The organism is Bacteroides sp. 41_26, from assembly GCF_949740115.1.
GTDB lineage: Bacteria > Bacteroidota > Bacteroidia > Bacteroidales > Bacteroidaceae > Bacteroides > Bacteroides nordii.
The window spans coordinates 76,465-102,994 of the sequence record NZ_CATJGZ010000124.1 but is presented as its reverse complement, the minus strand read 5'-3'; the positions used below and the strand labels follow the sequence as shown (position 1 = coordinate 102,994).

At 38.0% G+C, this 26,530-nt stretch carries 16 protein-coding genes and 2 pseudogenes; 12 read left to right on the top strand and 6 right to left on the bottom strand.

Annotation, left to right across the window (positions count from 1 at the left end):
- Positions 1-534: type I glyceraldehyde-3-phosphate dehydrogenase (locus QX565_RS18805; RefSeq protein ID WP_289293937.1), on the bottom strand; the 534-nt coding region annotated here is incomplete at its 3' end.
- Between the two features lie 137 nt (positions 535-671).
- On the opposite strand from QX565_RS18805, the gene mscL reads away from it, so the two are divergent.
- The 4 genes and pseudogenes from mscL to QX565_RS18785 all read left to right on the top strand — a co-directional run.
- A complete protein-coding gene (gene mscL / locus QX565_RS18800; protein ID WP_221650579.1) occupies positions 672-1,115 on the top strand; it encodes a large-conductance mechanosensitive channel protein MscL in 444 nt (147 codons plus the stop codon).
- A gap of 75 nt (positions 1,116-1,190) precedes the next feature.
- Complete coding sequence (gene guaA / locus QX565_RS18795; protein ID WP_221650580.1) at positions 1,191-2,714, top strand: glutamine-hydrolyzing GMP synthase; 1,524 nt, start codon at positions 1,191-1,193, stop codon at positions 2,712-2,714.
- Between the two features lie 717 nt (positions 2,715-3,431).
- A complete protein-coding gene (locus tag QX565_RS18790; RefSeq protein WP_221650581.1) occupies positions 3,432-4,118 on the top strand; it encodes a DUF4468 domain-containing protein in 687 nt (228 codons plus the stop codon).
- A gap of 217 nt (positions 4,119-4,335) precedes the next feature.
- Positions 4,336-4,610: pseudogene (locus QX565_RS18785) on the top strand (DDE transposase); the annotation flags it as partial.
- Between the two features lie 35 nt (positions 4,611-4,645).
- Here QX565_RS18785 and QX565_RS18780 read toward each other — a convergent pair.
- The 4 genes and pseudogenes from QX565_RS18780 to QX565_RS18770 all read right to left on the bottom strand — a co-directional run bounded on the left by QX565_RS18780 (position 4,646) and on the right by QX565_RS18770 (position 8,078).
- Positions 4,646-5,689 (bottom strand): alpha-L-fucosidase, encoded by a 1,044-nt coding sequence (locus QX565_RS18780; RefSeq protein ID WP_221650582.1) that lies wholly within the window; start codon positions 5,687-5,689, stop codon positions 4,646-4,648.
- Between the two features lie 339 nt (positions 5,690-6,028).
- A complete protein-coding gene (locus QX565_RS18775; RefSeq protein ID WP_255586027.1) occupies positions 6,029-6,904 on the bottom strand; it encodes an AraC family transcriptional regulator in 876 nt (291 codons plus the stop codon).
- 153 nt (positions 6,905-7,057) lie between these two features.
- Positions 7,058-7,171: pseudogene (locus tag QX565_RS20610) on the bottom strand (transposase); the annotation flags it as partial.
- 223 nt (positions 7,172-7,394) lie between these two features.
- Positions 7,395-8,078, bottom strand: a complete 684-nt coding sequence (locus QX565_RS18770) for a Crp/Fnr family transcriptional regulator (RefSeq protein WP_221650617.1) — start codon at positions 8,076-8,078, stop codon at positions 7,395-7,397.
- 175 nt (positions 8,079-8,253) lie between these two features.
- On the opposite strand from QX565_RS18770, the gene QX565_RS18765 reads away from it, so the two are divergent.
- Positions 8,254-8,859, top strand: coding sequence for a MarC family protein (locus QX565_RS18765; protein ID WP_289293933.1), 606 nt, complete (start codon positions 8,254-8,256; stop codon positions 8,857-8,859).
- Between the two features lie 141 nt (positions 8,860-9,000).
- Here QX565_RS18765 and QX565_RS18760 read toward each other — a convergent pair whose 3' ends face one another.
- On the bottom strand, positions 9,001-11,565 hold the full coding sequence (locus tag QX565_RS18760) for a hypothetical protein (protein WP_289293931.1): 2,565 nt from the start codon (positions 11,563-11,565) through the stop codon (positions 9,001-9,003).
- A 252-nt stretch (positions 11,566-11,817) separates the two neighbouring features.
- On the opposite strand from QX565_RS18760, the gene QX565_RS18755 reads away from it, so the two are divergent.
- The 7 genes from QX565_RS18755 to QX565_RS18725 all read left to right on the top strand — a co-directional run bounded on the left by QX565_RS18755 (position 11,818) and on the right by QX565_RS18725 (position 26,526).
- The gene (locus QX565_RS18755) at positions 11,818-12,828 is read left to right on the top strand and encodes a glycoside hydrolase family 43 protein (protein ID WP_289293940.1); all 1,011 of its coding nucleotides are present in this window, start codon (positions 11,818-11,820) and stop codon (positions 12,826-12,828) included.
- A gap of 801 nt (positions 12,829-13,629) precedes the next feature.
- The gene (locus QX565_RS18750) at positions 13,630-15,930 is read left to right on the top strand and encodes a GH92 family glycosyl hydrolase (protein WP_289293930.1); all 2,301 of its coding nucleotides are present in this window, start codon (positions 13,630-13,632) and stop codon (positions 15,928-15,930) included.
- An 8-nt stretch (positions 15,931-15,938) separates the two neighbouring features.
- A complete protein-coding gene (locus tag QX565_RS18745; RefSeq protein WP_289293928.1) occupies positions 15,939-18,161 on the top strand; it encodes a GH92 family glycosyl hydrolase in 2,223 nt (740 codons plus the stop codon).
- An 80-nt stretch (positions 18,162-18,241) separates the two neighbouring features.
- Positions 18,242-21,319, top strand: coding sequence for a SusC/RagA family TonB-linked outer membrane protein (locus tag QX565_RS18740; RefSeq protein WP_289293927.1), 3,078 nt, complete (start codon positions 18,242-18,244; stop codon positions 21,317-21,319).
- A gap of 11 nt (positions 21,320-21,330) precedes the next feature.
- Positions 21,331-23,199, top strand: coding sequence for a RagB/SusD family nutrient uptake outer membrane protein (locus tag QX565_RS18735; RefSeq protein WP_289293925.1), 1,869 nt, complete (start codon positions 21,331-21,333; stop codon positions 23,197-23,199).
- A 22-nt stretch (positions 23,200-23,221) separates the two neighbouring features.
- A complete protein-coding gene (locus QX565_RS18730; RefSeq protein ID WP_289293923.1) occupies positions 23,222-23,950 on the top strand; it encodes a DUF3823 domain-containing protein in 729 nt (242 codons plus the stop codon).
- Between the two features lie 11 nt (positions 23,951-23,961).
- On the top strand, positions 23,962-26,526 hold the full coding sequence (locus QX565_RS18725) for a glycoside hydrolase family 3 protein (RefSeq protein ID WP_289293922.1): 2,565 nt from the start codon (positions 23,962-23,964) through the stop codon (positions 26,524-26,526).
- Positions 26,527-26,530: the final 4 nt, after the last annotated feature.

Here is a 26,530-nt window from a genome sequence, read left to right as displayed (position 1 = left end):
GTGAACTGTAGTCATCAAACCTTTAACGATACCGAACTTGTCGTTCAATACTTTAGCGATAGGAGCCAAGCAGTTAGTAGTACAAGAAGCGTTAGAGATAATGTCCTGACCTGCGTAAGTATCGTGGTTAACACCATATACGAACATAGGAGTAGCATCCTTAGAAGGAGCAGACATGATTACTTTCTTAGCACCAGCCTGGATATGTTTGCGAGCTGTTTCGTCAGTCAGGAAGAAACCTGTTGATTCAACAACAACGTCAGCGTCAACTTCGTTCCATTTCAAGTTAGCAGGATCCATCTCTGCAGTCAAACGGATTTTGTTACCGTTTACAATCAAAGCACCGTTTTCTACAGCTACAGTACCATCAAAACGACCGTGTACTGAGTCATACTTCAACATGTATGCCAAATAATCAGCATCCAACAAGTCATTGATACCTACGATTTGAATATCGTTACCAAAGTTCTTAACTGCAGCACGGAACACCATACGTCCGATACGGCCGAAACCGTTAATACCTACTTTAATCATTTTGTTTAAACTTTTAAGGGTTTTATAATATTTGTTCAAATATATTTCTGAACTTGCATTTCTTTTCTAAATGCGGTGCAAAAGTAAGAAAATGTTTTTATATTCGCACATGAAATTAATATTAAATATAAAAAAAGATGGGAAAGAGTACTTTTTTACAGGACTTTAAGGCTTTCGCCATGAAGGGAAATGTGATTGATATGGCCGTCGGTGTTATCATCGGTGGAGCGTTTGGTAAAATAGTGTCATCAGTGGTGGCTGATGTCATAATGCCTCCTCTCGGATTGCTGGTAGGTGGAGTGAACTTTACGGATTTGAAGTGGGTGATGAAGCCTGCTGAGGTGATAGATGGAAAAGAAATTGCTGCTGTGACGTTGAATTATGGAAACTTCTTGCAGGCTACTTTTGATTTTCTGATAATTGCCCTTTCTATATTCTTATTTATACGATTGTTGACCAAACTGACCACAAAGAAAGAAGCTGCTGCTCCTGCAACGCCCCCCGCACCACCGGCTCCTACTAAAGAAGAGGTGTTACTGACTGAAATACGTGACTTGCTAAAGGAGCAAAAAGGAAAATAAATAGACTATTGTTCAAGTAGATTGCATAGTTTTTTATACTTTTGCAGATCATTTATTCAAAATCCAACCATTTATATGCAGGAAAAAATAATAATCCTTGATTTCGGATCGCAGACTACGCAGCTTATTGGACGTCGTGTACGCGAGCTGGATACGTATTGTGAAATTGTTCCTTATAACAAGTTCCCCAAAGGAGATGAAAGTGTAAAAGGTGTTATCCTTTCCGGAAGCCCTTTCTCAGTATATGATGAAAGCGCATTCAAGGTAGACTTGAGCGAGATACGGGGTAAATATCCTATTTTGGGCATTTGCTATGGTGCACAGTTCATGGCTTATACGAATGGCGGAAAAGTGGAACCGGCAGGTACGCGTGAGTACGGTCGTGCCCACTTAGCTTCTTTCTGTAAGGACAACGTGTTGTTCAAAGGGGTGAAAGAAGGTACCCAGGTGTGGATGAGCCACGGAGATACCATTACAGCTATTCCTTCCAACTTCAGGAAAATAGCTTCTACTGATAAAGTAGAAATAGCTGCTTATCAGATTGAGGGAGAACAGGTATGGGGTGTACAATTTCATCCGGAAGTGTTTCATAGTGAAGACGGAACACAGATGTTGAAGAACTTTGTGGTAGATGTTTGTGGTTGTAAGCAAGATTGGTCTCCGGCTTCGTTTATTGAAAGTACAGTAGCCGAACTGAAAGCTCAGTTGGGTGATGATAAGGTAGTGCTTGGTTTAAGTGGCGGCGTTGATTCATCAGTGGCTGCCGTATTATTGAATAGAGCTATTGGTAAGAATCTTACTTGTATCTTTGTTGATCACGGTATGCTTCGTAAGAATGAATTTAAAAACGTAATGCATGATTATGAATGCCTTGGTCTCAATGTGATTGGTGTGGACGCCAGTGCTAAGTTCTTTGCAGAGCTGGAGGGCGTAACTGAACCAGAGCGTAAACGGAAGATCATAGGTAAAGGCTTTATCGATGTATTTGATGAAGAAGCACATAAGATTAAAGATGTGAAATGGCTGGCACAGGGTACAATCTATCCGGACTGCATCGAATCATTGTCTATCACGGGCACAGTCATCAAGAGTCATCACAATGTAGGTGGATTGCCTGAAAAAATGCACTTGAAACTCTGTGAACCGCTTCGTCTTTTGTTTAAGGATGAAGTTCGCCGTGTAGGTCGCGAATTGGGTATGCCTGAACATTTGATTACGCGTCATCCATTTCCCGGACCTGGATTAGCTGTGCGTATTTTAGGTGATATAACTCCGGAAAAAGTATCTATTTTGCAGGATGCCGATGATATCTTTATTCAAGGATTGAGAGATTGGGGATTGTATGACCAGGTATGGCAGGCAGGTGTTATCTTGCTTCCGGTTCAGTCTGTAGGTGTAATGGGAGATGAACGTACTTATGAAAGAGCTGTTGCACTGCGTGCTGTGACATCTACCGATGCAATGACAGCTGATTGGGCACATTTGCCTTATGAGTTCTTAGGAAAAGTTTCTAATGATATAATTAATAAGGTGAAGGGTGTGAATCGCGTAACTTATGATATCAGTTCCAAGCCACCGGCAACTATAGAGTGGGAGTGATTAGTAGTTCCTTTTAGAGTTTATTCAAATGAGGGTGTCCGAAAGGATCCCCTCTTTTTTATTGTGCAAAAGTCCGAGCTTGAGAAAGTTCGGACTTTTACAAAAAAAAACAGGAGGGTACCCTTTTTCGGACCCCCTCATTATTGTATAAGAAAAGAATATACTTAATTTAATGAAAGTTCCTTATGTGTTTTTATGATTATAAGATTAGTATTTTAACACACACTTAAAATTCTAATTAACAGTGTGTCAAATACGTATTTTTTTATAAGAAAGTATGTACTTTCTTGTTTTCTGATTATCAATGTTATAGAATGGGAAATGTGTTTCTAAATAGGGAAAGTTGGTAGTGGTTGGATACATCTTTTTAAACAAATAATTTGTAAATTTTGAGTCTTTATTAAAAAATGTTTATATTTGCATTGTTGTATAAAACAACGAACATATATAGGATGCGTTTAGTTCTTTTTAAAATGATAAACTTAATATATTATCTAAGGTGGTAGAGATGAAAAAAACTCGTTATTAGCGTTATAATGATTTGTAGCATATACGATAATAAGTGTGAGTTGACTTTTTCTATTTTTCCGTTTTAAGGTAGTTGAGAACTTTTATTATTGGAATATTGAACTATTGGTTCACGCTTTCTTTATGTGTTAATAATATTCCTTTATTAATTAAGAGCATTGACGAGCCAGCGATGCATGTTTAACAATTATGAAAAGATTTTTTATTAGTGCACTGGCATGCGTTATGACAGTATGTATAAGTGCTCAAATTATGCGTGCTGAAGAACTTGAGAAGTATGCGGTTGAGAATTTTGGAGATAAATGGACTGAAGCCGCTGAAAACTTAGGAACAAAAGTTTCATTAGACAAAAACAATTCATTGACTTATGTTCAAGTTATAGATTGTGGAGAACAAACAAAAGAACAACTTTATGTTGCCCTTAATTATTGGTTCACTGCTACATTCAACGATGCTGATGCTGTTATTCAACTTAATGATAAAGAGGCTGGTGTGATAATTGCCAAAGGGTTTATAGGAGGAATTGCGTCTCATGCAGGAGGTATGAATTCTTATGTTATCAGCATATATCCTATTATCAGAGTAGATATTAAAGAGGGTAAAATTCGTGTTACTTATACTGTTCAAAACTACGATGTTAATAAATATGTAGGTGGCGGTATAATGGGAGCAATTGGGGGTACCCAGGCTACAAAATCTGTAGAAAAGTGGGCTATTGAAAAATGTTTTCCATTTCAAATGAAAGATGGATATAAGGCTAAAAAGAGTTCTTCTAAGGCACTTGTTATGACACATGCTTATTCAAATGTCATCATGGATAAAATAGAAGAAGCAGCAAAGAATGGTCTGGTAGGGAATGAAAATAATGATTGGTAGTATTCTATTTATTATTTGTTACACTATGGAAAAGAATGATAGATTGTTTCGTTTGATACGGATTCAATATATTTAGGGACATTTAGTAAATAATATAAAATTGGCCAACTGATTCATATTCAAAGTGTTGCGAATTAGTTGGCTTTTTTGTATCTTTAGATATTCCCCCGCAAATAAGGTTTGACGGGCAAAACGGGGGAAATATCCAAATTAAGATATGGCTAAGATACAAAATATTTCAGAAATCCACCCTACTTTGGGCTTTACAGAATTCGATATTCTGGAAAAATATCGTAAGAGTTTTGGTGAGAGTGAACTTGGAAATCTTCATTCCGTGTTTCCATTCGACAGTATAGCCAAAGAGGTCGGTCTGTTACAGCACTGGCTGGGAACAGTTTCAGTCCTCCAGTAAAGATCGCCCTTATGGTATTGAAGGCTTACACCGGATTCTCTGGCAGGCTACTGGTAGAACATCTTAACAGCAACATACACGACTGAGTTCTTAGCATAGTATCTTCCGTATTATCTTATAAATTCAACCGTTTACGTAATTCTTTTAGTATGGCAATATCTTCTGTCCTTATTTCTCCCTTTCTGTTAGGAGGGCAGTTTAGTATTAAGATATTGTTATTTTTTGTACATTGTTTATATATTTTTTCTAATTCATCTATTGATTTAAACTTTGTGTCTTTAGTATGATAAAACCAACGTTCGCTGATGCACACTGTCGATTCCCACGGCATATAGTAGTTTTTACCATCGTGAGTAAATATCTTAGGATCATCATCAATGGGTAAATGAGGATCGAACAATCTAAAGTCACTTGGGAAATAACGAATGGGATAACCTGCTTTTTGATCTTTTGGAAGTACAGCTTTACTTATATCTTCCGGCAGGCCAATGGTATTATTAATACCGATTTGACATTCCGGTTCTTTCGATTTAATAGTTTGGTAAATATCTGTTATTGGCCAACGATAACTTTGCTTCACCCAACTACCATCAAACCAGAATTCCACAATATGTGTGTATTTCTTCACAATCTTGATTAGTTCTTTCAGTTGTTTAATCATATATTCATTGTAAGCCATATCTTGACTTTGATCTTTCACATTACCATTTACTTTGCGATCCCATAATGAATAATATAGCCCAAGACCTATATCATATTTTTTACAAGCTTTAGCAACGGCTTCCACGACGTTGGTAATATTACCTGAATTTGCAACATCATATTCCGTATATTTACTATCCCAAAGACAGAATCCGTCATGGTGCTTAGTTACTAAAATAACATACTTCATACCACTTTCTTTGGCAGTTTTTATCCATTGATCTGCATCAACATTAGTAGGGCAATAACTGGAAACCGGTTTGGAGCCATCCGTCCATTCTTCATCATGAAAAGTGTTGATGCCAAAATGAATAAACATACCATATTTACGTGCTATTTGTTTTTGCTGTGCCTTATTGGGAGTGTTAGAAGGAACAGGAAGAATAAGCCTTTGCCCATAGACGCTTTGCAATACTAATGTAATTAAAAAAATGTAAGTAAAAAATAGTCTTTTCATGTTTTTTAGGATATTTATTTGTTTAAGATGATGCAAAGGTAGAAATGAAGGAGATAAAAAAAATGTCATAAATCGAGTTTTTTTTGACTATTTTAAAGATACTGACCGAATATTACCCAGATTCCTGTCGATATAGCCTATAATGATCCTTAAGAAATAAGCAAATGAATTAATTTGTCATATATCTGCAATTCATTTTTTCCTGTTTTTGAAGAAGAAAAATAAATATATAGTTTCAACTATTTGATTGTCTAAAGATTGTATAAATAGAATATATACTTTGAGGTAATTGGCGAACTTACTATCTAACGTACACATTTTTAGTGGACAGTAATGTCTTTATATATTTAATTGCTTTGCCCGATACTCTTTAGGAGGGCATTGAGATATTTTGGTAAACAGACGGGTAAATTGAGCAGGATTATAAATACCTACACTCTCTGCTATCTGCATAATGCTCATACGAGATGTCAACAATAATGCTTGTGCTCGCTCTATGCGTTTCATTTGAATAAATTCACAGGGAGACATACCCATCACTTTCTTAAAAATCTTAGAAAAATGATTAGGGGTGAGATATACTAATTGGGCTAACTCAGTTACAGCAATGCGTTTGGTTAAATGCTTGTTTATATATTGAACCACTACATCAAGTTTTTCATATGAATTATTGGTTGTGGGTTGCTTTACACTATTTACTGTTACAAAGCGGGAGAACAATTGCAATAGAATGCCGTTACTTTCTATTGATTGAGCCATATAAGAAGAATCTTTTTCATGAAACTCATATATTGTCTTATCATTATCATAATACTGGGGATCTGAAACAACAAGCGACTTTGATGGATTTATATTCAAATAACGTTTAATTAAATTAATATCCGTCGTATGAGCTACTATTTTAAAGTTCATCTGCATAGGGCTCGGTATCCCGACACTTCCTGCCATATCATCAAAAAAACAGATATAATAATGATCCATAAAATCGTCGCACTCATAACTATGAAATGTAAATTTAGGGATTAAGAAAAGAGTACCAGGAGTCAATTCATACAAAAGATTGTTGATATATACTTTCCCTTTTCCTTTTTCTACATAATACAATCGATAAAAAGGACTAATTACATTTTTATAATTCCACCAGGTCCCGACACGTTTGAATCCTGTATAAATCATTGACAAAAAGAGTGTATTATACATAGCTAAAATCATCATAAAATGAATAATACTACAATATTACCGTTTTATTCAGAAAAAACAAAAATTGTGGAACATATAATAAAATGCAAAACTCAAAAAAAGATAATTATTTAACTATCTTCTTCTTGTTTTCTGATATTCCATTGGACCGGATAGATTTATACAAACAGTATTGGCCGTATGTATTTCCAGGTAGGGTTTCCAATATTCAGCTAAAATTTCCTGTAAAGATTCAAGCTCCAGTCTTGAAGCCAGTTCCTGACGGATAGCATTGACGATTTTTATTGATTGCCACCGATTTAGTCGTCAAACTGGGTTTTCGGGGAAATATCTAAAGATAAGAAAAATCCAACTAACACGCTATGAATTAGTTGGATTTAACTTTAGGATTTTAATAATATCCCTGATTTTATGTATTTCCCGAATGTCCCTATTTAAAATTGGAGAAGTTAGTTAAATCTTTAATAGCCTCAACCTTTAAAAGTTGAGGCTATTTTTTTAGCCGTTATTTTCTTTTTTCATTCCATTCCGCCAATAATGCAGCATCCGGAATGATTATTTCTTTTCTGTGCAGTTCCAATAGCTTCTGTTCCTGCAAGGAATTCAGAACTTTGGATACATTTAATCGTGTATCATCTACACAGCGGGCAAAATCATCCATTTTAATCTTCATGATTTTCTCTCCCTGCATCCTTTCCGCATGAATCAGTATGAAATGAATAATTTTATCTTCTATATCCGTATATGCTTCATCCCACAAACGGCCATAGAGATTTTGAGCCCGGTTGCTGATGAAATTCATGTAGTTGAGACGGAATATTTCATATTTGAGCAGACCGGAAAGAACAAATGCTTTGCTGATGCTTATGGTGTGTGACTCCGTATGAGCTATGTAAGATGAAGCGTAGTTTACGTTCATACCAAACAGGGCATAAGGTTCAATCACATAAGGTGCTTCCATGTGCTCTATAAAAGTGAATAAATCATCCTTTGAGGTAGTTTGCAAAGAGAGTTCTCCTTTCAGTAGGAAAACCAACTGATTGCAGGGAGTTCCACTTCTTACAATCACTTCTCCGGCTTTATGCCTGGTGAAATGCAATTTTACCTTCTCCAGTATATTTGTGAAATCCTCGTGGCAAAGTCCTTGAAATAAAGGCAATTGCAACAAAGTGTTAAACATCGTTTCCATACAAGTATAATCTTCTAATTTGAAACAAATGTAGTTATAATCAGAGCTTGCTGTGATCATTTCGCTTCTCTTTTTGTTTTTTTTATTATTTCTTAATTGAACGTACTGATTGAAGAAAAAAAATATTGTAAAATGCATAAAAATAGATTATCTTTGCAGAAAAAAAGGAGGAGCGATGTTTGTAGAATTTAATTTTCAACAGATGATAAGTGCGTTTATCGTACTGTTTGCTGTAATTGATATTATTGGTTCTATTCCTATCATTATCAATCTGAAAGAAAAAGGAAAAGATGTAAATGCGATGAAAGCTACTGTCATCTCTTTTGTTTTGTTGATAGGTTTTTTCTATGCCGGTGATATGATGTTAAAGCTCTTTCATGTAGATATTGAGTCGTTTGCCGTAGCCGGTGCTTTTGTTATTTTTCTGATGTCTCTCGAGATGATTCTCGATGTAGAAATTTTCAAGAATCAGGGCCCTATTAAGGAGGCTACTCTTGTTCCGCTTGTCTTTCCTCTTTTAGCAGGTGCCGGAGCTTTCACTACCCTGTTGTCGTTGCGTGCCGAATATGCCAGTATCAATATAATCATTGCGTTGGTACTGAATATGATTTGGGTTTATTTTGTGGTGAGTATGACGGGACGTGTAGAACGTTTTTTGGGTAAAGGTGGTATCTATATCATCCGCAAATTCTTTGGAATTATTCTGCTGGCTATTTCTGTGAAATTGTTTATGAGCAATATTACATTGATGGTAGAGGCATTACAGAAACATTTGCCATAAAAAAGAATCTTTAAAGATAGAATCTTGTTTTAAAGGAACAGAAATTTTATCTAAGTATCTGAATATCCTATTAGTAGAATGTATGCTTTTGTTTCGTGAAACAGGAGCATACATTTTTTTTACTTTTATCTTGTTGAGAGGTTACAATTGACAATTGATTACTTCATTGAATGTCTTCGTATAATCCGTATTCAACATTGCTTTATATTCATTGCAGAATGTGTCGAATGTTGTTTTAGCCAAGCTGGTTCTGCCATTTTTATACAGTGCCTGGCATTTGAGAATTAATGCATACTCATCTGTTTTGTCGTGTGCAAACATGCTGTTGGCTATCTGAATTAATAATTCGTTGTTTCCTTTTATATATTCCTGTTTGGATAGGCTTATTGCTGTATCCAGTACGGAATTGGCATAATTGGACTTGAAAGAATCCAACCAGTCTGTTTGAACATATGGCAATAATTGTCCCGATAGTAGGTTTAAAGGCAAATCATTGATATTTGTTGCTGTGATAGGTTCGTTGTTTTTTACTTTGTCTATACAATTGCATACTTCTATATAGTCGCAATAAGTTTGGGTAAACTTAACAGACCAATAGGTACTTTCTTTCACAAGTTCGGCACCATCCAGCTTTTCCAGTAAGAGTTTCAATTTCCGAATATTCACCCGTCGGTTATTTTGGGCGCTTTCATCCATTTTGTCAAACCAAAGCAGTTCTCGCAGAGTGACGTTCGAAATTCCTTTTTTGTTATTTACGCTGTATAATATGATAAGAATCAGCAGTTGTTTCAAAATGGGAGTGAATGATTTGGTAATATCTATTCCATTCTTATCCCATACCTGGAATCCATCCAGAAAAAGAATGGATGACTTTCTGTGGACAGTTGGTTTAGGTTTATAATTCTCTTCTTCCGAAGTTGTTTCGTGGAGACGGTCCGTATTTGTAGTGACCGGAGAGTTGGGATTAAAGTTTCTTTTTCTTCTTCTTTTTCGATAACAGAAGTATATACAGCCCATACCTGCAATAATGCAGATTCCTACACTTATGAAGAATCCTATCGTTGCAGAATGTGCTTTACGTCCCGTAGCCGTTTGCAATGTATCTTCTATTTTTAAAGGCGGGTAAGCCAACGAGTATACGTTAATATTTGATTTATTGTTGTGGTTATAATTGGTTACCGCATAAAGTTGTGACTGCAAAGAGTCGTAGTAGAGTGTACAGAATGAATTTACATCGTTAAAGGTGAAAGGGATAGTATCTGCATAGTTCGTACAGTTGTTTCCACTATCCAGGTCGAAAGACTTTAGCAGGATATAACTGTTTGAGCAGTCATTCGGAAAACATAAAGCGTACAGTCTATTATTTTTTTCATCTGCAACGATATTATTACCGATAACGAAATTCTTTGTATCGTTGGGGATAGTCCACAATTTCTTTGTTTTGAATGTGTTGATGTCTATCGCATAAAGATCGTAATAATTGATGATTCCTAACTCTTGTTTTCCTTGTGGGTTACCACATCCTCCGAACACCAGTATCGTGTCTCTGTTTTTGTAACCTGATCCACTCAGATAACGTGGAGGTATTTCTTCACTGTACGATACCGATTTCCAATTATCCTGCGTCCGGCTCTTTTTAAGTATCTGGTTCTTATATTGATAATTACCGTATCCGCCAAAAATATACAAGCACGAGTCATTGGGAGATACAAAAGTATTGTGTTGAGAATATTCCGGATTTTTTATTTCACGGTCATCCCTCGTCCATGTGTTGTCCTTGAAATTGAAAATAGAAATCCATTTTAGGGTGTCAAAATCATATGACCATAACTCATTATAATATGGATGATAAATGAGTTGGTTGTTTATTTCCGTATATGGAGCTCCGTGGGCAGAATAAATCGTATCTAATGTATTATCAATGGTCGAATAAACGAGAACAGATGAACTATTGGCAAAATAGATATTGCTTTTTGAAGGAGCATGACAGATTTGTGTATATATCGGTAATTCCAACGTCTTTTCTTTTACCCATTTGGTATGTTTGTTTATTTCCCATGTGGGGTTGGTTACTGTTGCCGGAATATGATGCAGACTGTCTGAACAGGAATATGGCTGATGTTCTTTCAACGGCCAGTATGCAATTGTTTTATTTTTACCGTCTGTAATTTTTATATTACGTATAGACATCGGAGGGACATCCGAAGAGTGAAATTTATCATGGTCGGAATACCCGAAATAGAATTTCACATTTTGGATATTTATAGGTTTATACCGGTCTTGCAACGTTTGATTATCGAAAACAAGCCGTAGACTGTCCGGATAGATTGAACACCGGATATGCACCCATTTATTCCATGTGTATTGCTTAAGTAGTTCTTCATCGAAAGCCAGATAGATGTTGTCACCTTCTATTAGATTCAGTGTTTTTTTCCCTGGTGTGATATTAGCTATTAAGTCAAAACTTTTTTCATTATCGACTATGATTCTGAAGACGTACCCGTAATTATGTTCTTCTGATCTGAACTTAATGTCGAAGTCTAATGTGAAGCCTTTTGATGCATCAAACTCAGGAGACAGGATAAGTGATGTTCTCTCTTCTTTAATGGCACTATGGGCAGCAAAATATAATCCGGATGAAATATTTTGTGATTTAAATAGTATCGGGTTTAATATTAAGAGCAGAAAAAGGATCGTTTTTTGCATAATACTCACGGTTGTTTCTATGCAAAGGTAATATGGTTTATGAGATTTGCAAAAAAAAGATTTATATTTTTGTATGACCTTTCACGGGATTATAAAAATTAATAAAATGTTAATGCTCAGGTTCTCCTTATTGGGGTCTGGGAGGGATTTGTTAATGAATTATTAATACTATTGTTAACGGTCAGGGGCTATTTTTGCTACTTGTTAATTAAAAAAGGAAATATGAAAAATGTTGTTACAGTATTGGGGTTGATGCTATTATTAGTGGCATGTAGTAATAAAGAAGAGTTTAGCGGCAATCCTATTGTTGAGGGATGGTATGCTGATCCGGAAGGAGTCGTGTTTGATAATGAGTATTGGATATATCCTACTTTGTCCGATCTTCCTCCCGGAGCCGATAGTGTAGATTTTGTCGGCTTGCAAAAGGAAACGCGGGCCATCCATCAGGTTTATAATGTCCAGACCTATATGGATGCTTTTTCATCCAAAGATATGGTACATTGGACTAAACATCCCAAAGTATTGTCTATTGAAAATATAAAATGGTTGGAATTTGCTTTATGGGCACCTTCTGTTGTTCAGGCGAATGGTAAATATTATCTGTTTTTCGGAGGTAATGATATACAGAATGACGAACAGTATGGGGGGATTGGTGTAGCCATAGCCGATCATCCGGCCGGTCCTTTTAAAGATGCTTTAGGTAAACCTTTGATTGATAAAATTGTGAATGGTGCCCAGCCTATCGATCAGTTTGTTTTTAAAGATGATGATGGTAGTTATTATATGTATTATGGTGGTTGGCACCATTGCAATATGGTAAAGTTGAGTCCGGATTTATTGAGTCTTGTTCCTTTTGATGATGGTTCGTATTATAAATCTGTCACTCCTGAGAATTATGTGGAAGGACCCTTTATGCTGAAACGGAATAATAAATATTATTTTATGTGGTCGGAGGGCAGTTGGGGTGGCTCAGATTACAGTGTAGCCTATGCCATTGCAGATTCTCCATTTGGTCCTTTTAAGCGTATCGGAAAAATATTGCAGCAAGATGAAAAAGTGGGTACAGGAGCGGGGCATCATTCGGTAATTCAAATTCCCGGAAAAGATGAATGGTGTATTGTTTATCATCGCCATCCGTTGGGGGATACAGCTCCGAATCATAGAGAGGTTTGTATAGACCGTATGTATTTTGATGAGAATGGGTTTATAAAACCGGTGGAAATGACTTTTAAAGGTGTTGGTGTGAATAGATTGCCGGATTAAGCGCGAAGCGATAGAATATCATTGTTATTAGGGAGTGTTTATTTTGATAGGAGTGTATTTTCCTTACAAAATAAACACTCTCTATTTGGGGTATTTATACCTGCTGTCATATCTTATGACTCTTTGATTGGTTACTCTACGATGAACGCCTCGTTTCTCTACGGAGATCGGGGCGTTTGTCGTAGAGAAACGATCCATTCCTCGTAGAGGAAAATATGCGGTTTTTAATTGTTTGTTAATCAGATCTTTATGTAAGTTATTGTTTGTCCTTAATTTTCAATTGCTTAAACCTGCGATTCTGTTTCTTTTTGGGGATTTTTATTGCTGAATTACTTACATATATGTCTGAGCTGAGGATGACTTTGATTCTTCATTACTAAATCGTTGAAGAAAAAATATACAGAGAACCGTTATTGATAGAGTCTATATCAATAACAGGCTTTTTCAAATAATAATGTGAATCGGTGGTTGGATATTTAGTTCAAACCTGATCCGAAAAGAGCTGAACTCACCACAGAGTTTCACAGAGTCTCACGGAGCACTATTTATCTGCATTTCAATAAAGCTTTAAAACTCTGTGGAACTCTGTGTTACTCTGTGGTGAAACCGTTCATACTTGAACTTATATCCCTATCTCTCGCTGTATCCCTCCTTATGGAAAGCGGTTAATGTCTTGTTAATGTTTTCAATTCGGAAATGTACTCTGAAAGCATTTGTAGCCCCGATTATTAATGTTCTGTTAATGGTTTCGTTAATTGCATCAACCTATTTTTGCATCAAACAAAAAATAAAAACGATACCATGAAAAAAGTTCCTTTAATTGTGTTCTTATCTGTTTTACTTATATCATGTAGAAGTAAAGAGGTGGTTACCGATTCTGCTTCTTTTTCTCCGGTTGATTATGTGAATCCGTTGGTTGGCACATTATCCAAATTTACATTATCTACAGGTAATACCTACCCGGCCATTGCACTGCCTTGGGGAATGAACTTCTGGACACCACAAACGGGAGATATGGGATACGGATGGACCTATTGCTATACTGATGATAAGATAAAAGGATTTAAGCAAACGCATCAGCCCAGTCCGTGGATTAATGATTACGGTCAGTTTTCTTTGATGCCGGTGACCGGGGCTAAAAAGTTTCTTCAAAACGAGCGGGGAAGTTGGTTCTCTCATAAGGCTGAAACGGCAAGACCTTATTATTATAGTGTCTATCTGGCCGATCACGATGTGAAAACAGAGATAACCCCGACAGAACGTTCGGCTTACTTTATGTTCACTTTTCCGGAAAGCGAAGGTTCATATATTGTAGTAGATGCATTTGATAACGGCTCTTTCATTCAGATAGATGAAGAACACAATACGATAACCGGCTATACAACGAAAAATAGCGGAGGAGTGCCGGATAATTTCAGAAATTATTTCGTGATGAAATTTGATAAACCTTTCGTCACGGCAGAAGTGTGGAGTGGAGATAAAATTATAGAAGGTAAAAAAGAGGTAAAGGATAACCATGTCGGAGCTGTATTAGGATTCAAGACAAGCAAAGGTGAAAAGATTGGTGTGAAGGTGAGTTCTTCTTTTATTAATGAAGAGCAGGCCTGGTTGAATTTAGAAGAAATAGGTAATAAAGATTTTAATGAGGTAAAAGGTGCAGCCCGGGATGCTTGGAATGATGTAATGAACAAAGTGAGAGTGGAAGGTGGTACGGATGAACAACTTCGTACTTTCTACTCTTGCTTATATCGTTCCTTGTTGTTTCCACGTAAGTTTTATGAAATAGATAAATCCGGAAATATTGTCCATTACAGTCCTTACAACGGTGAAGTGAAACGTGGATATATGTATACTGATACCGGCTTTTGGGATACGTTCCGTGCTTTGTTTCCATTCTTGAACCTGATGTATCCTTCCGTCAACAAAGAAATTCAGGAAGGGTTGGCGAATACTTATAAAGAAAGTGGATTTTTACCCGAATGGGCCAGCCCGGGACACCGTCACTGTATGGTGGGTAATAATTCAGCTTCTGTTGTGGCAGATGCTTATTTGAAAGGATGTCAGGCAGAAGAGATCAGCCTGTTGTACGAAGCCGTTCTGCATGGAGCGAATAATGTACATCCCCAGGTTCCCTCAACTGGAAGATTAGGATATGAATATTATAACCGATTGGGTTATGTGCCTTATAATGTAGGTATTAATGAAAATGTTGCCCGTACTTTGGAATATGCTTATGATGACTGGTGTATCATGAAACTGGCGCAGAAACTAAATCGTCCACAGGAAGAAATAGACCTTTATCGGGAAAGAAGTAAAAACTACCGGTTCGTTTTTGATAAAGATAGCAAACTGATGCGTGGAAAGAATGAAGACGGCACGTTCCAGTCTCCTTTCAGTCCGTATAAATGGGGAGACGCTTTTACCGAAGGCAACAGTTGGCATTATACCTGGAGTGTATTCCATGATGTACAGGGACTTATCGATCTGATGGGAGGAAAAGAGGGTTTTGTATCTATGTTGGATTCAGTTTTTGTGGTCCCTCCTGTCTATGACGACAGCTACTATGGACAGTGTATCCATGAAATAAAGGAAATGCAGATTATGAATATGGGCAATTATGCACATGGCAACCAACCGATTCAGCATATGATTTATCTCTATAATTACGCCGGACAACCCTGGAAAGCACAATATTGGTTAAGGGAAGTAATGGATAAACTGTATACCCCTTATCCGGACGGATATTGTGGAGATGAAGACAACGGCCAGACTTCTGCCTGGTATATATTTTCTGCTTTAGGTTTTTATCCGGTATGCCCGGGCTCTGGAGAGTATGTAATGGGAGCCCCTCTCTTTAAAAAAGCGATTCTTACGTTGGAAAATGGAAAACAGGTTATTTTGAATGCTCCCGACAACACAAATGGAAATAGATATATACATTCCTTAAAAATAAATGGCAAGGAATACAACCATAATTGGTTGAAACATGAGGAATTAATGAATGGTGCTGTTTTTGATTTCGATATGAGTCATACACCAAATACGCAACGGGGAGTGAATGATGAAGATTTCCCTTATTCTTTAACTAACGAAAATAAATAAGAGCATAAATGAATTTACAGAAATTTTTATTGTTAAGCTCTCTCATGTGCGCTTTCGGGTGTACTGGTGCAGACAAGCTGGAATTTATAAATCCGGTGGCTTATGTAGACCCTTATATCGGAACCGGAGGACATGGGCATACGTTCCTGGGAGTTACCGCCCCTTTCGGAGCAGTACAGGTCGGTCCTAATAATATCAATAAAGGATGGGACTGGTGTTCGGGATACCATTATTCCGATTCCATCGTAATAGGTTTTTCACATCTTCATCTCAATGGGACAGGTTGTAGTGACACCGGGGATATTCTGTTCATGCCATACACCGGTAAAGTACGTACACAACCGGGAACACAGCAAAATCCTTTGTCCGGTTACGCTTCCTATTATTCGAAAGACAACGAGCGGGCGCTACCCGCTTATTACGAAGTTTTTTTGAAGACTCATCGTACAAAGGTGGAGCTTACCGCTTCGGACCGGGTGGCTTTCCATCGTTATACTTTTCCAAAAGATGTGGAAAAATATGTAATGATTAACTTGAAAGATGCAAATGGAGACGATCGTCCGACTGATACATATCTGGAGCAAATCAATGATACGGTCATCAGAGGATACCGGCATTCCACAGGCTGGTCGAAGAAACAGCAGATTTATTTTTCCGCAGTTTTCTCCCAACCTGTACATCTGACTTTGTATCATGATTCGGTGCAAGTATCGGGAAATCACCTTCAGGGACTGGATGTAAAAGGAAATGTTGCTGTCGCACCTGTGGTAGAGGAATTAAGTGTGAAAGTCGGTATTTCTCCCGTGAGCATGGAAAATGCAATGGATAATATCGGGCAGGAAATAAAAGACTGGAATTTTGAGAATGTCGTTGATGAAATAACCGGTAAATGGAATGCGGAATTATCGAAGTTACAGGTAGAAACTACCGATACGGTGGCAAAGCGTATCTTCTATACGGCCTTGTACCACGCATTTATGCAACCGATCATATTTAATGATTGTAATGGGGAGTACCGTGGAACTGATAAGAACATATATGGCGATCCGGGTTTTACCAATTATACTGTATTCTCTTTATGGGACACTTATCGTGCCGCCCATCCTTTGTATACATTGGTACAACCGGAACGTGTTCCTGACTTTATTAATTCGATGCTTGCTATTTATGAGCAACAGGGACGTTTGCCGGTATGGCATTTGTATGGCTCGGATACGAATGAGATGATTGGTATTCAGTCCGTTCCGGTGATCGCAGATGCTATATTGAAAAATGTCAAAGGGTTTAATTATGAGCGTGCTTATCAGGCAATGAAAGCATCCATGATGTCCGATTATAAAGGGTTATCGTATGTCACGAACCTCGAATATATTCCGGCAGACAAAGAGAATGAGTCGGTTGCTAAAGGTCTGGAATATGCTATTGCCGATTGGGGAGTGGCACAGGTAGCCCGAAAGTTGGGTAAAGCGGAAGATTATGAGTATTTCTCTAAACGTGCTTTAGCTTATCGGAATTATTGGGATAAAGATACGCATTTCTTCAGAGGAAAGAATCAGGACGGTTCATGGCTAACTCCGTTTAACCCTGTACATTCTACTCATCGAAATGATGCTTATTGTGAAGGAAATGGCTGGCAATATACTTGGCTGGTACCTCATGACATCGAAGGACTGATATCCTTGTTTGGAAGTAAAGAAGCATTTGTTTCAAAGTTAGACAGTCTGTTTCTGGTAAATGAGGATTTAGGCGATGAGGCTTCTCCGGATATTTCCGGTTTGATCGGGCAGTATGCGCACGGTAATGAACCGGGGCATCACACAGTATATCTTTATTCCTTTGTTGGCCAACAATGGAAGACGGCGGAAAAGGTAGATTATATCCTATCGCACATGTACAGTGATTTACCGGATGGATTGCAGGGCAATGAAGACTGCGGACAGATGTCTTCCTGGTATATATTTTCTGCATTAGGTTTCTACCCGGTTAATCCGTCTGACGGTCTGTATGTTTTCGGTAGGCCGATATTTGATAAGGCTGTGTTAAAACTGCCAGGAGATAAGGTTTTTGAGATACGTACAAACAATAATTCCGCGAAGAATAAGTATATACAGTCTATAGAACTGAACGGACAATCTTATAATAAACTTTATATCTCTCATGCGGATATCATGGCTGGTGGTACATTAGTTTTTACAATGGGAAATCGGCCGAATAAACAGCTTGGAAAGTAGGTATTTAATAATCTGATACTACTTTTTACAGGTTTATATCGAAAATAAAAATCAAATGATGAATTAAATCTATTATAATTATGAAACATCTTAATTTAAAACTGATGCTTCTGCTTTTATTGCAGTTTGGCATAGTGAATGCTCAGAACCAAAAGGTGAAGGGTATTGTGAAGGACACATCCGGAGAGCCGTTGATAGGAGTGAATGTCTTATTGAAGGGCAGTACTGTTGGGGCAATTACGGATTTGGACGGTGCTTTTGATTTGAATGTGAATGGCGATAAAGGTGTCTTGGTTTTTTCTTTTGTAGGTTTTGAAACAAAGGAAGTACCGGTTAAAGGACGCAATTTCCTGACTGTTATTCTTACAGAAGATAATACGCAATTAGAAGAAGTTGTTGTCGTGGGATATGGAACTCAAAAACGACAAGAGATAACCGGTTCTGTAGCCTCTGTCAATAGAAAAGAGATAATGACTGTCAGTACTGCGAATATAACCAGTGCACTTCAAGGTAAAATTCCGGGATTGAATATTAAGCAGAATACGGGGGAACCCGGTACTTATGACAATAGTTTTAATATTCGTGGTTTGGGCGCTCCGATGGTTATTGTCGATGGAATTCCCCGGGATAATTTCGACCGTATCGATCCCAATGAAATAGAATCGGTTTCGGTACTTAAAGATGCTACGGCAGCTGTATATGGTGTTCGTGCTGCCAATGGTGTAATTTTGGTAACTACCCGTAAAGGAACAAAGGGACGGACAGAAATAAATTTAAATGCTTCATACGGTATACAGGGTATCACAAAGTATCCTAAATCTGTAGATGCTTATGGATATATGGAATTATACAATGAAGCAATGGCTAATAGAGGTGAAACGACTCCGACTTATTCTCCGGACTTGATAACTTCGGGTAGTCCTTATGCTAATGTCAATTGGTATGATGAAATTATAAGAAAGAATGTTCCTCAATATCAAGTTAATCTTACCGCTTCCGGAGGTACGGATAGGATTCAGTTCTTTAATAGTATCGGTTATTATTCGGAAGAAGGATTATGGAAATCGAAATCTCTTGATTACGAACGTTTTAACCTAAGATCAAATATTACGGCTCAGATTACCGATCAGCTTACAGCTGAGTTTCAGATAGGAGGTTTTATCGATACAAAGAATGCACCTCCTTATGATCCGGGAGATATTCTCAAATCGATTGGTGCCCAGGTTCCTATTTATGAAATCTATGCGAACGGTAATCCTGATTATCTGGGAAAACAATATAACGATGATAATAATGCATTGATAAAAAGTTCAAATGAATATGCCGGATACCGTAAAACGAGCAATACACAGATACAAGTTACCGCTTCGCTTCGTTGGGATATCCCTTTTGTGAAAGGTTTATGGGCCAAAGCTCTTGTTGCTTATGATCCGAAATTTTACAAGTCTAAACTTTTTAGTAAGCAGTATCGCACTTATCAGTATGACAAAGCTACCGATACTTATTCGGTTGCAAATACGTCAGCCATGTCGAGTGTAACGGAATGGAGAAGTGATACGGCTACTCCCACTACGCAGCTTTCTTTAAATTATGAAAATAAGTTTCAGAATAAACACAATGTGAAAGCTTTACTTTTGTTTGAAACCCGTAAATGGCAGACTTCTGAGTTGAGTGGAAAGCGGAATACTTTGATGGATGCTGTCGATCAGATTTATGCCGGATTGATCGATGATGCCCGTGAAATAAACGGGAGTGCCGATAGAAATGCAAATGTGGGATTGGTGGGCCGTTTTGATTATGATTATTTATCTAAATATTTGGTACAAGCCAGTTTCAGATATGATGGTTCTTCCAAATTTTATAATAAAAAATGGGGTTTCTTCCCGTCTTTGTCTGTAGGCTGGAGAATATCCGAAGAGAGTTTTATCAGAGACAATTTCTCTTTTATTGATAATTTGAAGTTGAGAGCTTCCATTGGCCGTATGGGAGATGATAATGTGGAACCTTATTTATGGATGATGGCTTTTAATTATCCGGGAAGTGATAGTTATATGTTGGGTGACGGTTCTTTAATACCGGGAGTGGGCGTTCCGCAAATACCTAATGCAAATGCAACCTGGTATACTTCGACGACTAAGAACTTGGGTATAGATTTAAGTTTGTGGAATGCTGCTTTGACGGTTGAATTCGATCTTTTCCGCCGTGACCGTGATGGATTGCTGGCAAATCGTATCGTTTCAGTGCCCGGAACATTCGGTGCAACTTTTGCGAAAGAAAATATAAATTCGGATATGCAGGAAGGATTTGAACTTGTCTTGGGACATAGTGGTAAGGTGAGAGACCTTTCTTATCAGATTCGTGGAAACTTCACTTATACTTTAAATAGAAATAAGTATGTAGAGAGTGCACCGTCCGGAAACTCGTATGATAACTGGCGCAATAATAAGAATAACCGGAATAGCAATATTCTGTGGATGTATCAGGCAAACGGACAGTTTGTAAGTATGGATGAGATCTATAATAATCCAGTTTTGGGTGGAGTATATAACAAATATTCTTATCTGCCGGGTGATATAAAATATGTGGATTACAATGAAGACGGTATGATTGACGAATGGGATATGCAACCCTTGATGCGTAATAATACTCCTATTATGAACTTCGGCCTGACACTTAGCGGCCAGTGGAAAGGACTGGATTTGAGTATGTCATTCCAGGGAGCTTCCATGTTTAATGCAAGAATGAATGCAAGTCCGTTACAGTGGGGAGGAAGTGCATGGGACATTTTTATGGATCGTTGGCATAAGATAGATGCCTCGGGTAATGTAAACTCTTTCGATCCTAACGGAGAATGGGTGCCCGGAAAGTATCCGAGTACACGTATTCAGGATCCGCAGAATTATGGAATTGAATCGAGCTTCTGGTATAACAACTGTACTTATCTTAGACTAAAGAACCTTGAAATTGGTTATACATTCCCAAAAAAATGGACCAAATTCGTCGGTGTGAACTCGCTGAGATTATATGCTAATGGATATAATCTGTTTACTATCCAGTCTTCTGACTCTGACTATATCGATCCAGAGAATCCAGGTGGAGGTATTGACAGATACCCTATTATGAGGAATTTTAATTTTGGGATTAATGTGAACTTTTAAAATTTGTCGCCATGAAAAGAAAAATATATTTGATACTTGCATTGATGATGGGCTTGTTTTCGTCATGCAACGATTTTTTGAACTTACCTCCCTTAAATAAAATAACGGAAGATCCGATTTTTGGAACGGAAGCAGGCATTGAAGCTTATATGTCGACTCTGTATAATCGGTTGCCTATCGAAGATTTTAATTATGGTTCGGAATCTGGGTTTAACAATTGGGTTTCCGGTTGTTTCGTTCCGGCGCTTAGCTGTGACGAGGCTATACATTGTGAGTGGCCGCATGAGATAATGGGGCCTACAGGTAATGGAATGTGGAATCAGTGGTGGGCATATGATAATGTTCGTAATGTAAACGAGTTGATTGAGAAGCTCGGTACATCGGTACTATTTACTGAAACAAGAAAAACTGAACTTTTGGCGGAAGCACGTGCTATCCGTGCCTGGTATTATTTTGGTATGGTAAAGCGATATGGTGGAGTACCTATTATAGAGACTCCTCAGGTTTATGATCCCGATAATCTGGAGGCTTTGCTGGTATCCCGGAATACGGAAGAAGAAACTTACAACTTTATCTTGAAAGATTTGAATTATGCCATCGAAAATTTACCGAAAGAGAGGGTTGCAAGTGAAAAATATAGAATGAATCGCTTTTCGGCAGCAGCACTTAAAACACGGGCTATGCTTTTTGCCGCCTCTATTGCTAAGTATGGTACGTATGATAAAAATGGGGTGGTAGGTTTTGATAATCCTGCTAAAGCTAAAAAGTATTATGAAGAAGTGATTGCTGCCGCAGAAATAATTATTGGAGAAGGCAATTATAGTCTGTACAGAGCTAATGCTGATAAAGCGAAGAATTATCAACAATTGTTTTGGGTAAAAGACGATTGTCCGGAAGTTATTTTTGTGAAGAAGTATCAGTATCCGGGTAAAACCCATAATTGGGATTTATGGAATTCTCCTTGGGGATATCGTCTGCCCGAAGGATATGGGTCACGTTTAAGCCCTACATTAAATCTTGCAGAAGCTTTTAAAATGGCTGATGGAACATCGGGAGCATTGAAGACGAATTCATCCGGATGGGTAGTGGATACATCGGGTAAGATTCAGGAATTTGATAAACGGACAGATTTGTTCAAAGGCCGTGATTCCCGTTTATATGCTACTGTTATGATTCCCGGTTCCGAATGGACCAATGCGAAAGGTGATGTGAGTGGAATCATTGATGTTCAGAAAGGAGTAGTTGAACTTAGTGGTCAAAGTGTAAAAGTCCTAAAAGAAGGTGGAGCTTTTACCGATGAGATTCAGTACGGTGATACGGTTTTGAGTGTGATTGGTAAACAGGGAGTAGGCGGAAGTTCCGAATCTACTATTACAGGATTATACATTAAGAAGTTTCTTTTTGAAGGAAATGCTCCGAATGATCCGAAACATAGCAGTCAGGATCAGGATTGGTTGGAATTCCGTTATGCAGAAATCTTGTTGAACTATGCAGAAGCGGCTGCCGAACTTGCTTCATTAGGTGAAACAAAATATGTTTCTAATGGTCTTGCCTATCTGAATGATGTTCGTGACCGTGCAGGAGTGGAAGACGCACCGGCTTTGACCGTTAAAGTGGTTCGTGAAGAGATGCAGGTGGAATTTATGTATGAAAATCATCGTTTCTGGGATTTGAAGAGATGGAGAGAAGCCGACAAGGTGATGAATAATGTAAAGATGAAAGGTCTGTATCCATACTATGTAGCTAATACGAAAAAGTGGATATTCAAGAAAACAGAAATAGGTAATGCACATGACTTTAAACCTTATATGTATTACATCCGAATCAATGATGAACAGATTAATCTGAACCCGAATCTTGTTCAGAATCCCGGATATTAATCGATTAATAAAAAAGAAAGATATGAAAAAGAATATATTGTTTGTATTACTTACCGTATTGTTATCTTCTTGTTTTGAATTAGATAACTATGATGCTCCTAATGCCGGAATTAACGGTAGTTTGATAGATAGTGAAACTGGCGAAGTTGTATATACAGAACAGCCCGATGGTTGCCGTATCAAACTACTCGACCTGGGATATAAAGATCCGACCCCTCTCTATTTCTGGGCGAAAGCGAATGGTACATTTCGTAATGTTGCCTTATTTGGGGGTGACTATAAGGTATCACCGATCGAAGGTCCTTTCTTTCCGGTGGCAGAAGAAGAACTGACTTTAAAAGGAGTAACTGATCATAATTTTAAAGTAACTCCTTATCTGAAAGTAAAATTAGTAGAAGTGATACCCGGAGAGGCTGGAAAAGTGACTGTGAAATTTTCGTTGAAACGTTCTGCAGTTCCCGAAGGAATGGAGATTGGTAAGAAAACAATTTCCGAAGTGTGGCTTTTATGCAATACGATGCCTGTTGTGTCTTATTACAATGGAGGATACAACGATGGGTTGAGTGTGAAGAAGACTTTAAGCCGGACCAGTGACGAAACGATCGAAAGTAAAGATCAGGAAATTACACTCGATAAATTGGAGAGTGGGGTAAAATATTACCTGCGCTTGGCGGCTCTTTCCAGTTGCAGTTATAACTCTACTCTGAAACGATATAACTACTCTGAAATATTTGAACTTGTAGCTCCTTAAACAATATGAAAATGAATAAAAGAAGAATCTTATTTTTTGTAGTAAGTCTGGTTTACGTGTTTACTGTCCAGGCACAGAATGGTAAAGATGTTTATTTGGATATGAATGCCCCCCGGCACGAGCGTATTCTTGATTTATTATCTAAATTGACCATTGAAGAGAAGATCTCATTGCTGCGTGCGACTTCACCGGGTATTCCACGGCTTCATATAGATAAGTATTATCATGGAAATGAGGCGTTACACGGAGTTGTACGTCCGGGAAACTTTACCGTATTTCCGCAAGCCATCGGATTGGCTGCTATGTGGAATCCTCAATTACTGAATGAGATTTCGACGGTTATTTCAGATGAAGCTCGTGCAAGATGGAACGAGTTGGAACAAGGGAAAAAACAATTGGGGCAATTCAGTGATTTACTTACATTCTGGTCTCCTACAGTAAATATGGCAAGGGATCCGCGTTGGGGGCGTACCCCGGAGACTTATGGTGAAGATCCCTTTCTGTCTGGAAAACTCGGTGTTTCATTTGTAAAGGGGCTACAGGGAGATGATCCCCGCTATCTGAAGATAGTATCTACACCGAAGCATTTTGCAGCAAACAATGAGGAACATAATCGTTTTGAATGTAATCCTATCATTAGTGAGAAAGATTTGAGAGAATATTATTTACCGGCATTCGAAAAATGTATTATCGAAGGAAAGGCTGCTTCTATAATGACTGCCTATAATGCTATTAATGATGTTCCTTGTACGCTGAATAACTGGTTGTTGAAGAAAGTTCTCCGCCATGACTGGGGATTTGACGGGTATGTGGTTTCCGATTGCGGAGGACCCGGTTTTTTGGTAACACATCATAAATATGTGAAAACATTGGAGGCTGCTGCGGCCTTATCTATACAGGCTGGTCTTGATCTGGAATGTGGAGATAATGTTTATATGGAACCTTTGCTTAATGCCTATAAACAGTATATGGTAAGTGAAGCGGAAATTGATTCTGCTGCTTATCATGTCTTGAGAGCTCGCATGCGTCTCGGTCTGTTTGACGATCCGGCTTTGAATCCTTACAATAAGATATCTCCTTCTGTAGTAGGATGCGAGAAGCATAGTAAGTTGGCTCTTGAGGCTGCTCGTCAGAGCATCGTCTTGTTGAAGAATGAAAAGAAATTCTTGCCACTTGACTCTAAAAAGATAAAATCGATAGCTGTAGTTGGGATAAATGCAGGAAATAGTGAGTTTGGTGATTATAGTGGTACGCCGGTTAATCAACCAGTGTCTATACTCGAGGGAATTAAAAAGAGAGTGGGAGATCAGGTCGAGGTAATGTATTCTCCCTGGACTTCATCTGCTTTGGGATATGAGATGATAACGAAATCTTATTTTCCGAATGGTCTGAAAGCTGAATATTACGATAATAAGGACTTGGCAGGTACTCCTAAAGTACGTATAGATGATAACATCAATTTTGAGCCGGCCAATCAGGCACCGGATCCTTTCTTGCCAAAATCTCCATTGTCTATCCGTTGGAGCGGTGATCTTGTACCTACTGTTTCGGGAAAATATACATTGGCTTTTGCTACCGATGACGGTTGCCGGTTGTATATCGATGGAAAGAAGATGATAGATTCATGGCATAACAGAGGCGTGCAGTCAGATAGTATATCTTTATTTCTGGAAAAAGGAAGAAAATATGAATTGGTTGCTGAATACTTTGACAATGGAGGTGAAGCATCTGCCAAACTGTATTGGCATGCACCAGACACCAATAAAAAAGAATTGATAGATTTATATGGAGAGGCTGGTGACATCATGAGAAAATGTGATTTGACGGTTGCTGTATTAGGAATAAATAAATCCATTGAGCGTGAAGGACAAGACCGTTACTCGATTGAGTTACCGAAAGACCAACAGATTTTTATTGAGGAAGCTTATAAAATAAATCCAAATACCGTAGTGGTTCTGGTTGCCGGTAGTTCATTGGCCATAAACTGGATGGACGAACATATTCCTGCTATTGTCAATGCATGGTATCCCGGAGAAGCGGGAGGTACTGCTGTGGCTGAAGTTCTGTTTGGTGATTACAATCCCGGAGGAAAACTGCCTTTAACCTATTATCGCAGTTTGGATGAATTACCTGCATTCGATGATTATGACATCCGTAAAGGACGTACTTACCAGTTCTTTGAGGGTGATCCCCTGTATGCGTTCGGACACGGACTGAGTTATACTACTTTCTCTTATAAAAAGCTAAGTATCGATTCTGCCGGTGATGTAGTGAGAGTAAGTTTTACTCTGAAAAATACCGGAAAGTATGAGGGCGATGAGGTAGCTCAGTTATATGTGAAATATCAGGGAAGTGACTCTCAGGTAAAACTGCCTTTAAAACAACTGAAAGGTTTTGAACGGATACATCTGAAAAAAGGAGAAAGTAAGCAGATAAATTTGACTGTTCCAAAGTCTGAATTACGGTTCTGGAATGAAGAGAAAGGGGAGTTTTATACTCCTGCCGGCGATTATCTGTTTATGGTTGGTACAGCCTCTGATGCTATACAACTTCAACAAATCGTTACTTTAAAATAAACTA

What these genes read in the sequence shown, in the direction of transcription:
- QX565_RS18750 (WP_289293930.1), top strand. Translation starts at nt 13,630, where the DNA reads ATGAAAAAAGTTCCTTTAATTGTGTTCTTATCTGTTTTACTTATATCA.
- QX565_RS18760 (WP_289293931.1), bottom strand. Translation starts at nt 11,565, where the DNA reads ATGCAAAAAACGATCCTTTTTCTGCTCTTAATATTAAACCCGATACTA.
- QX565_RS18780 (WP_221650582.1), bottom strand. Translation starts at nt 5,689, where the DNA reads ATGAAAAGACTATTTTTTACTTACATTTTTTTAATTACATTAGTATTG.
- mscL (WP_221650579.1), top strand. Translation starts at nt 672, where the DNA reads ATGGGAAAGAGTACTTTTTTACAGGACTTTAAGGCTTTCGCCATGAAG.
- QX565_RS18790 (WP_221650581.1), top strand. Translation starts at nt 3,432, where the DNA reads ATGAAAAGATTTTTTATTAGTGCACTGGCATGCGTTATGACAGTATGT.
- QX565_RS18735 (WP_289293925.1), top strand. Translation starts at nt 21,331, where the DNA reads ATGAAAAGAAAAATATATTTGATACTTGCATTGATGATGGGCTTGTTT.
- QX565_RS18740 (WP_289293927.1), top strand. Translation starts at nt 18,242, where the DNA reads ATGAAACATCTTAATTTAAAACTGATGCTTCTGCTTTTATTGCAGTTT.
- guaA (WP_221650580.1), top strand. Translation starts at nt 1,191, where the DNA reads ATGCAGGAAAAAATAATAATCCTTGATTTCGGATCGCAGACTACGCAG.
- QX565_RS18775 (WP_255586027.1), bottom strand. Translation starts at nt 6,904, where the DNA reads ATGATGATTTTAGCTATGTATAATACACTCTTTTTGTCAATGATTTAT.
- QX565_RS18730 (WP_289293923.1), top strand. Translation starts at nt 23,222, where the DNA reads ATGAAAAAGAATATATTGTTTGTATTACTTACCGTATTGTTATCTTCT.
- QX565_RS18745 (WP_289293928.1), top strand. Translation starts at nt 15,939, where the DNA reads ATGAATTTACAGAAATTTTTATTGTTAAGCTCTCTCATGTGCGCTTTC.
- QX565_RS18765 (WP_289293933.1), top strand. Translation starts at nt 8,254, where the DNA reads ATGTTTGTAGAATTTAATTTTCAACAGATGATAAGTGCGTTTATCGTA.
- QX565_RS18725 (WP_289293922.1), top strand. Translation starts at nt 23,962, where the DNA reads ATGAATAAAAGAAGAATCTTATTTTTTGTAGTAAGTCTGGTTTACGTG.
- QX565_RS18755 (WP_289293940.1), top strand. Translation starts at nt 11,818, where the DNA reads ATGCTATTATTAGTGGCATGTAGTAATAAAGAAGAGTTTAGCGGCAAT.
- QX565_RS18770 (WP_221650617.1), bottom strand. Translation starts at nt 8,078, where the DNA reads ATGGAAACGATGTTTAACACTTTGTTGCAATTGCCTTTATTTCAAGGA.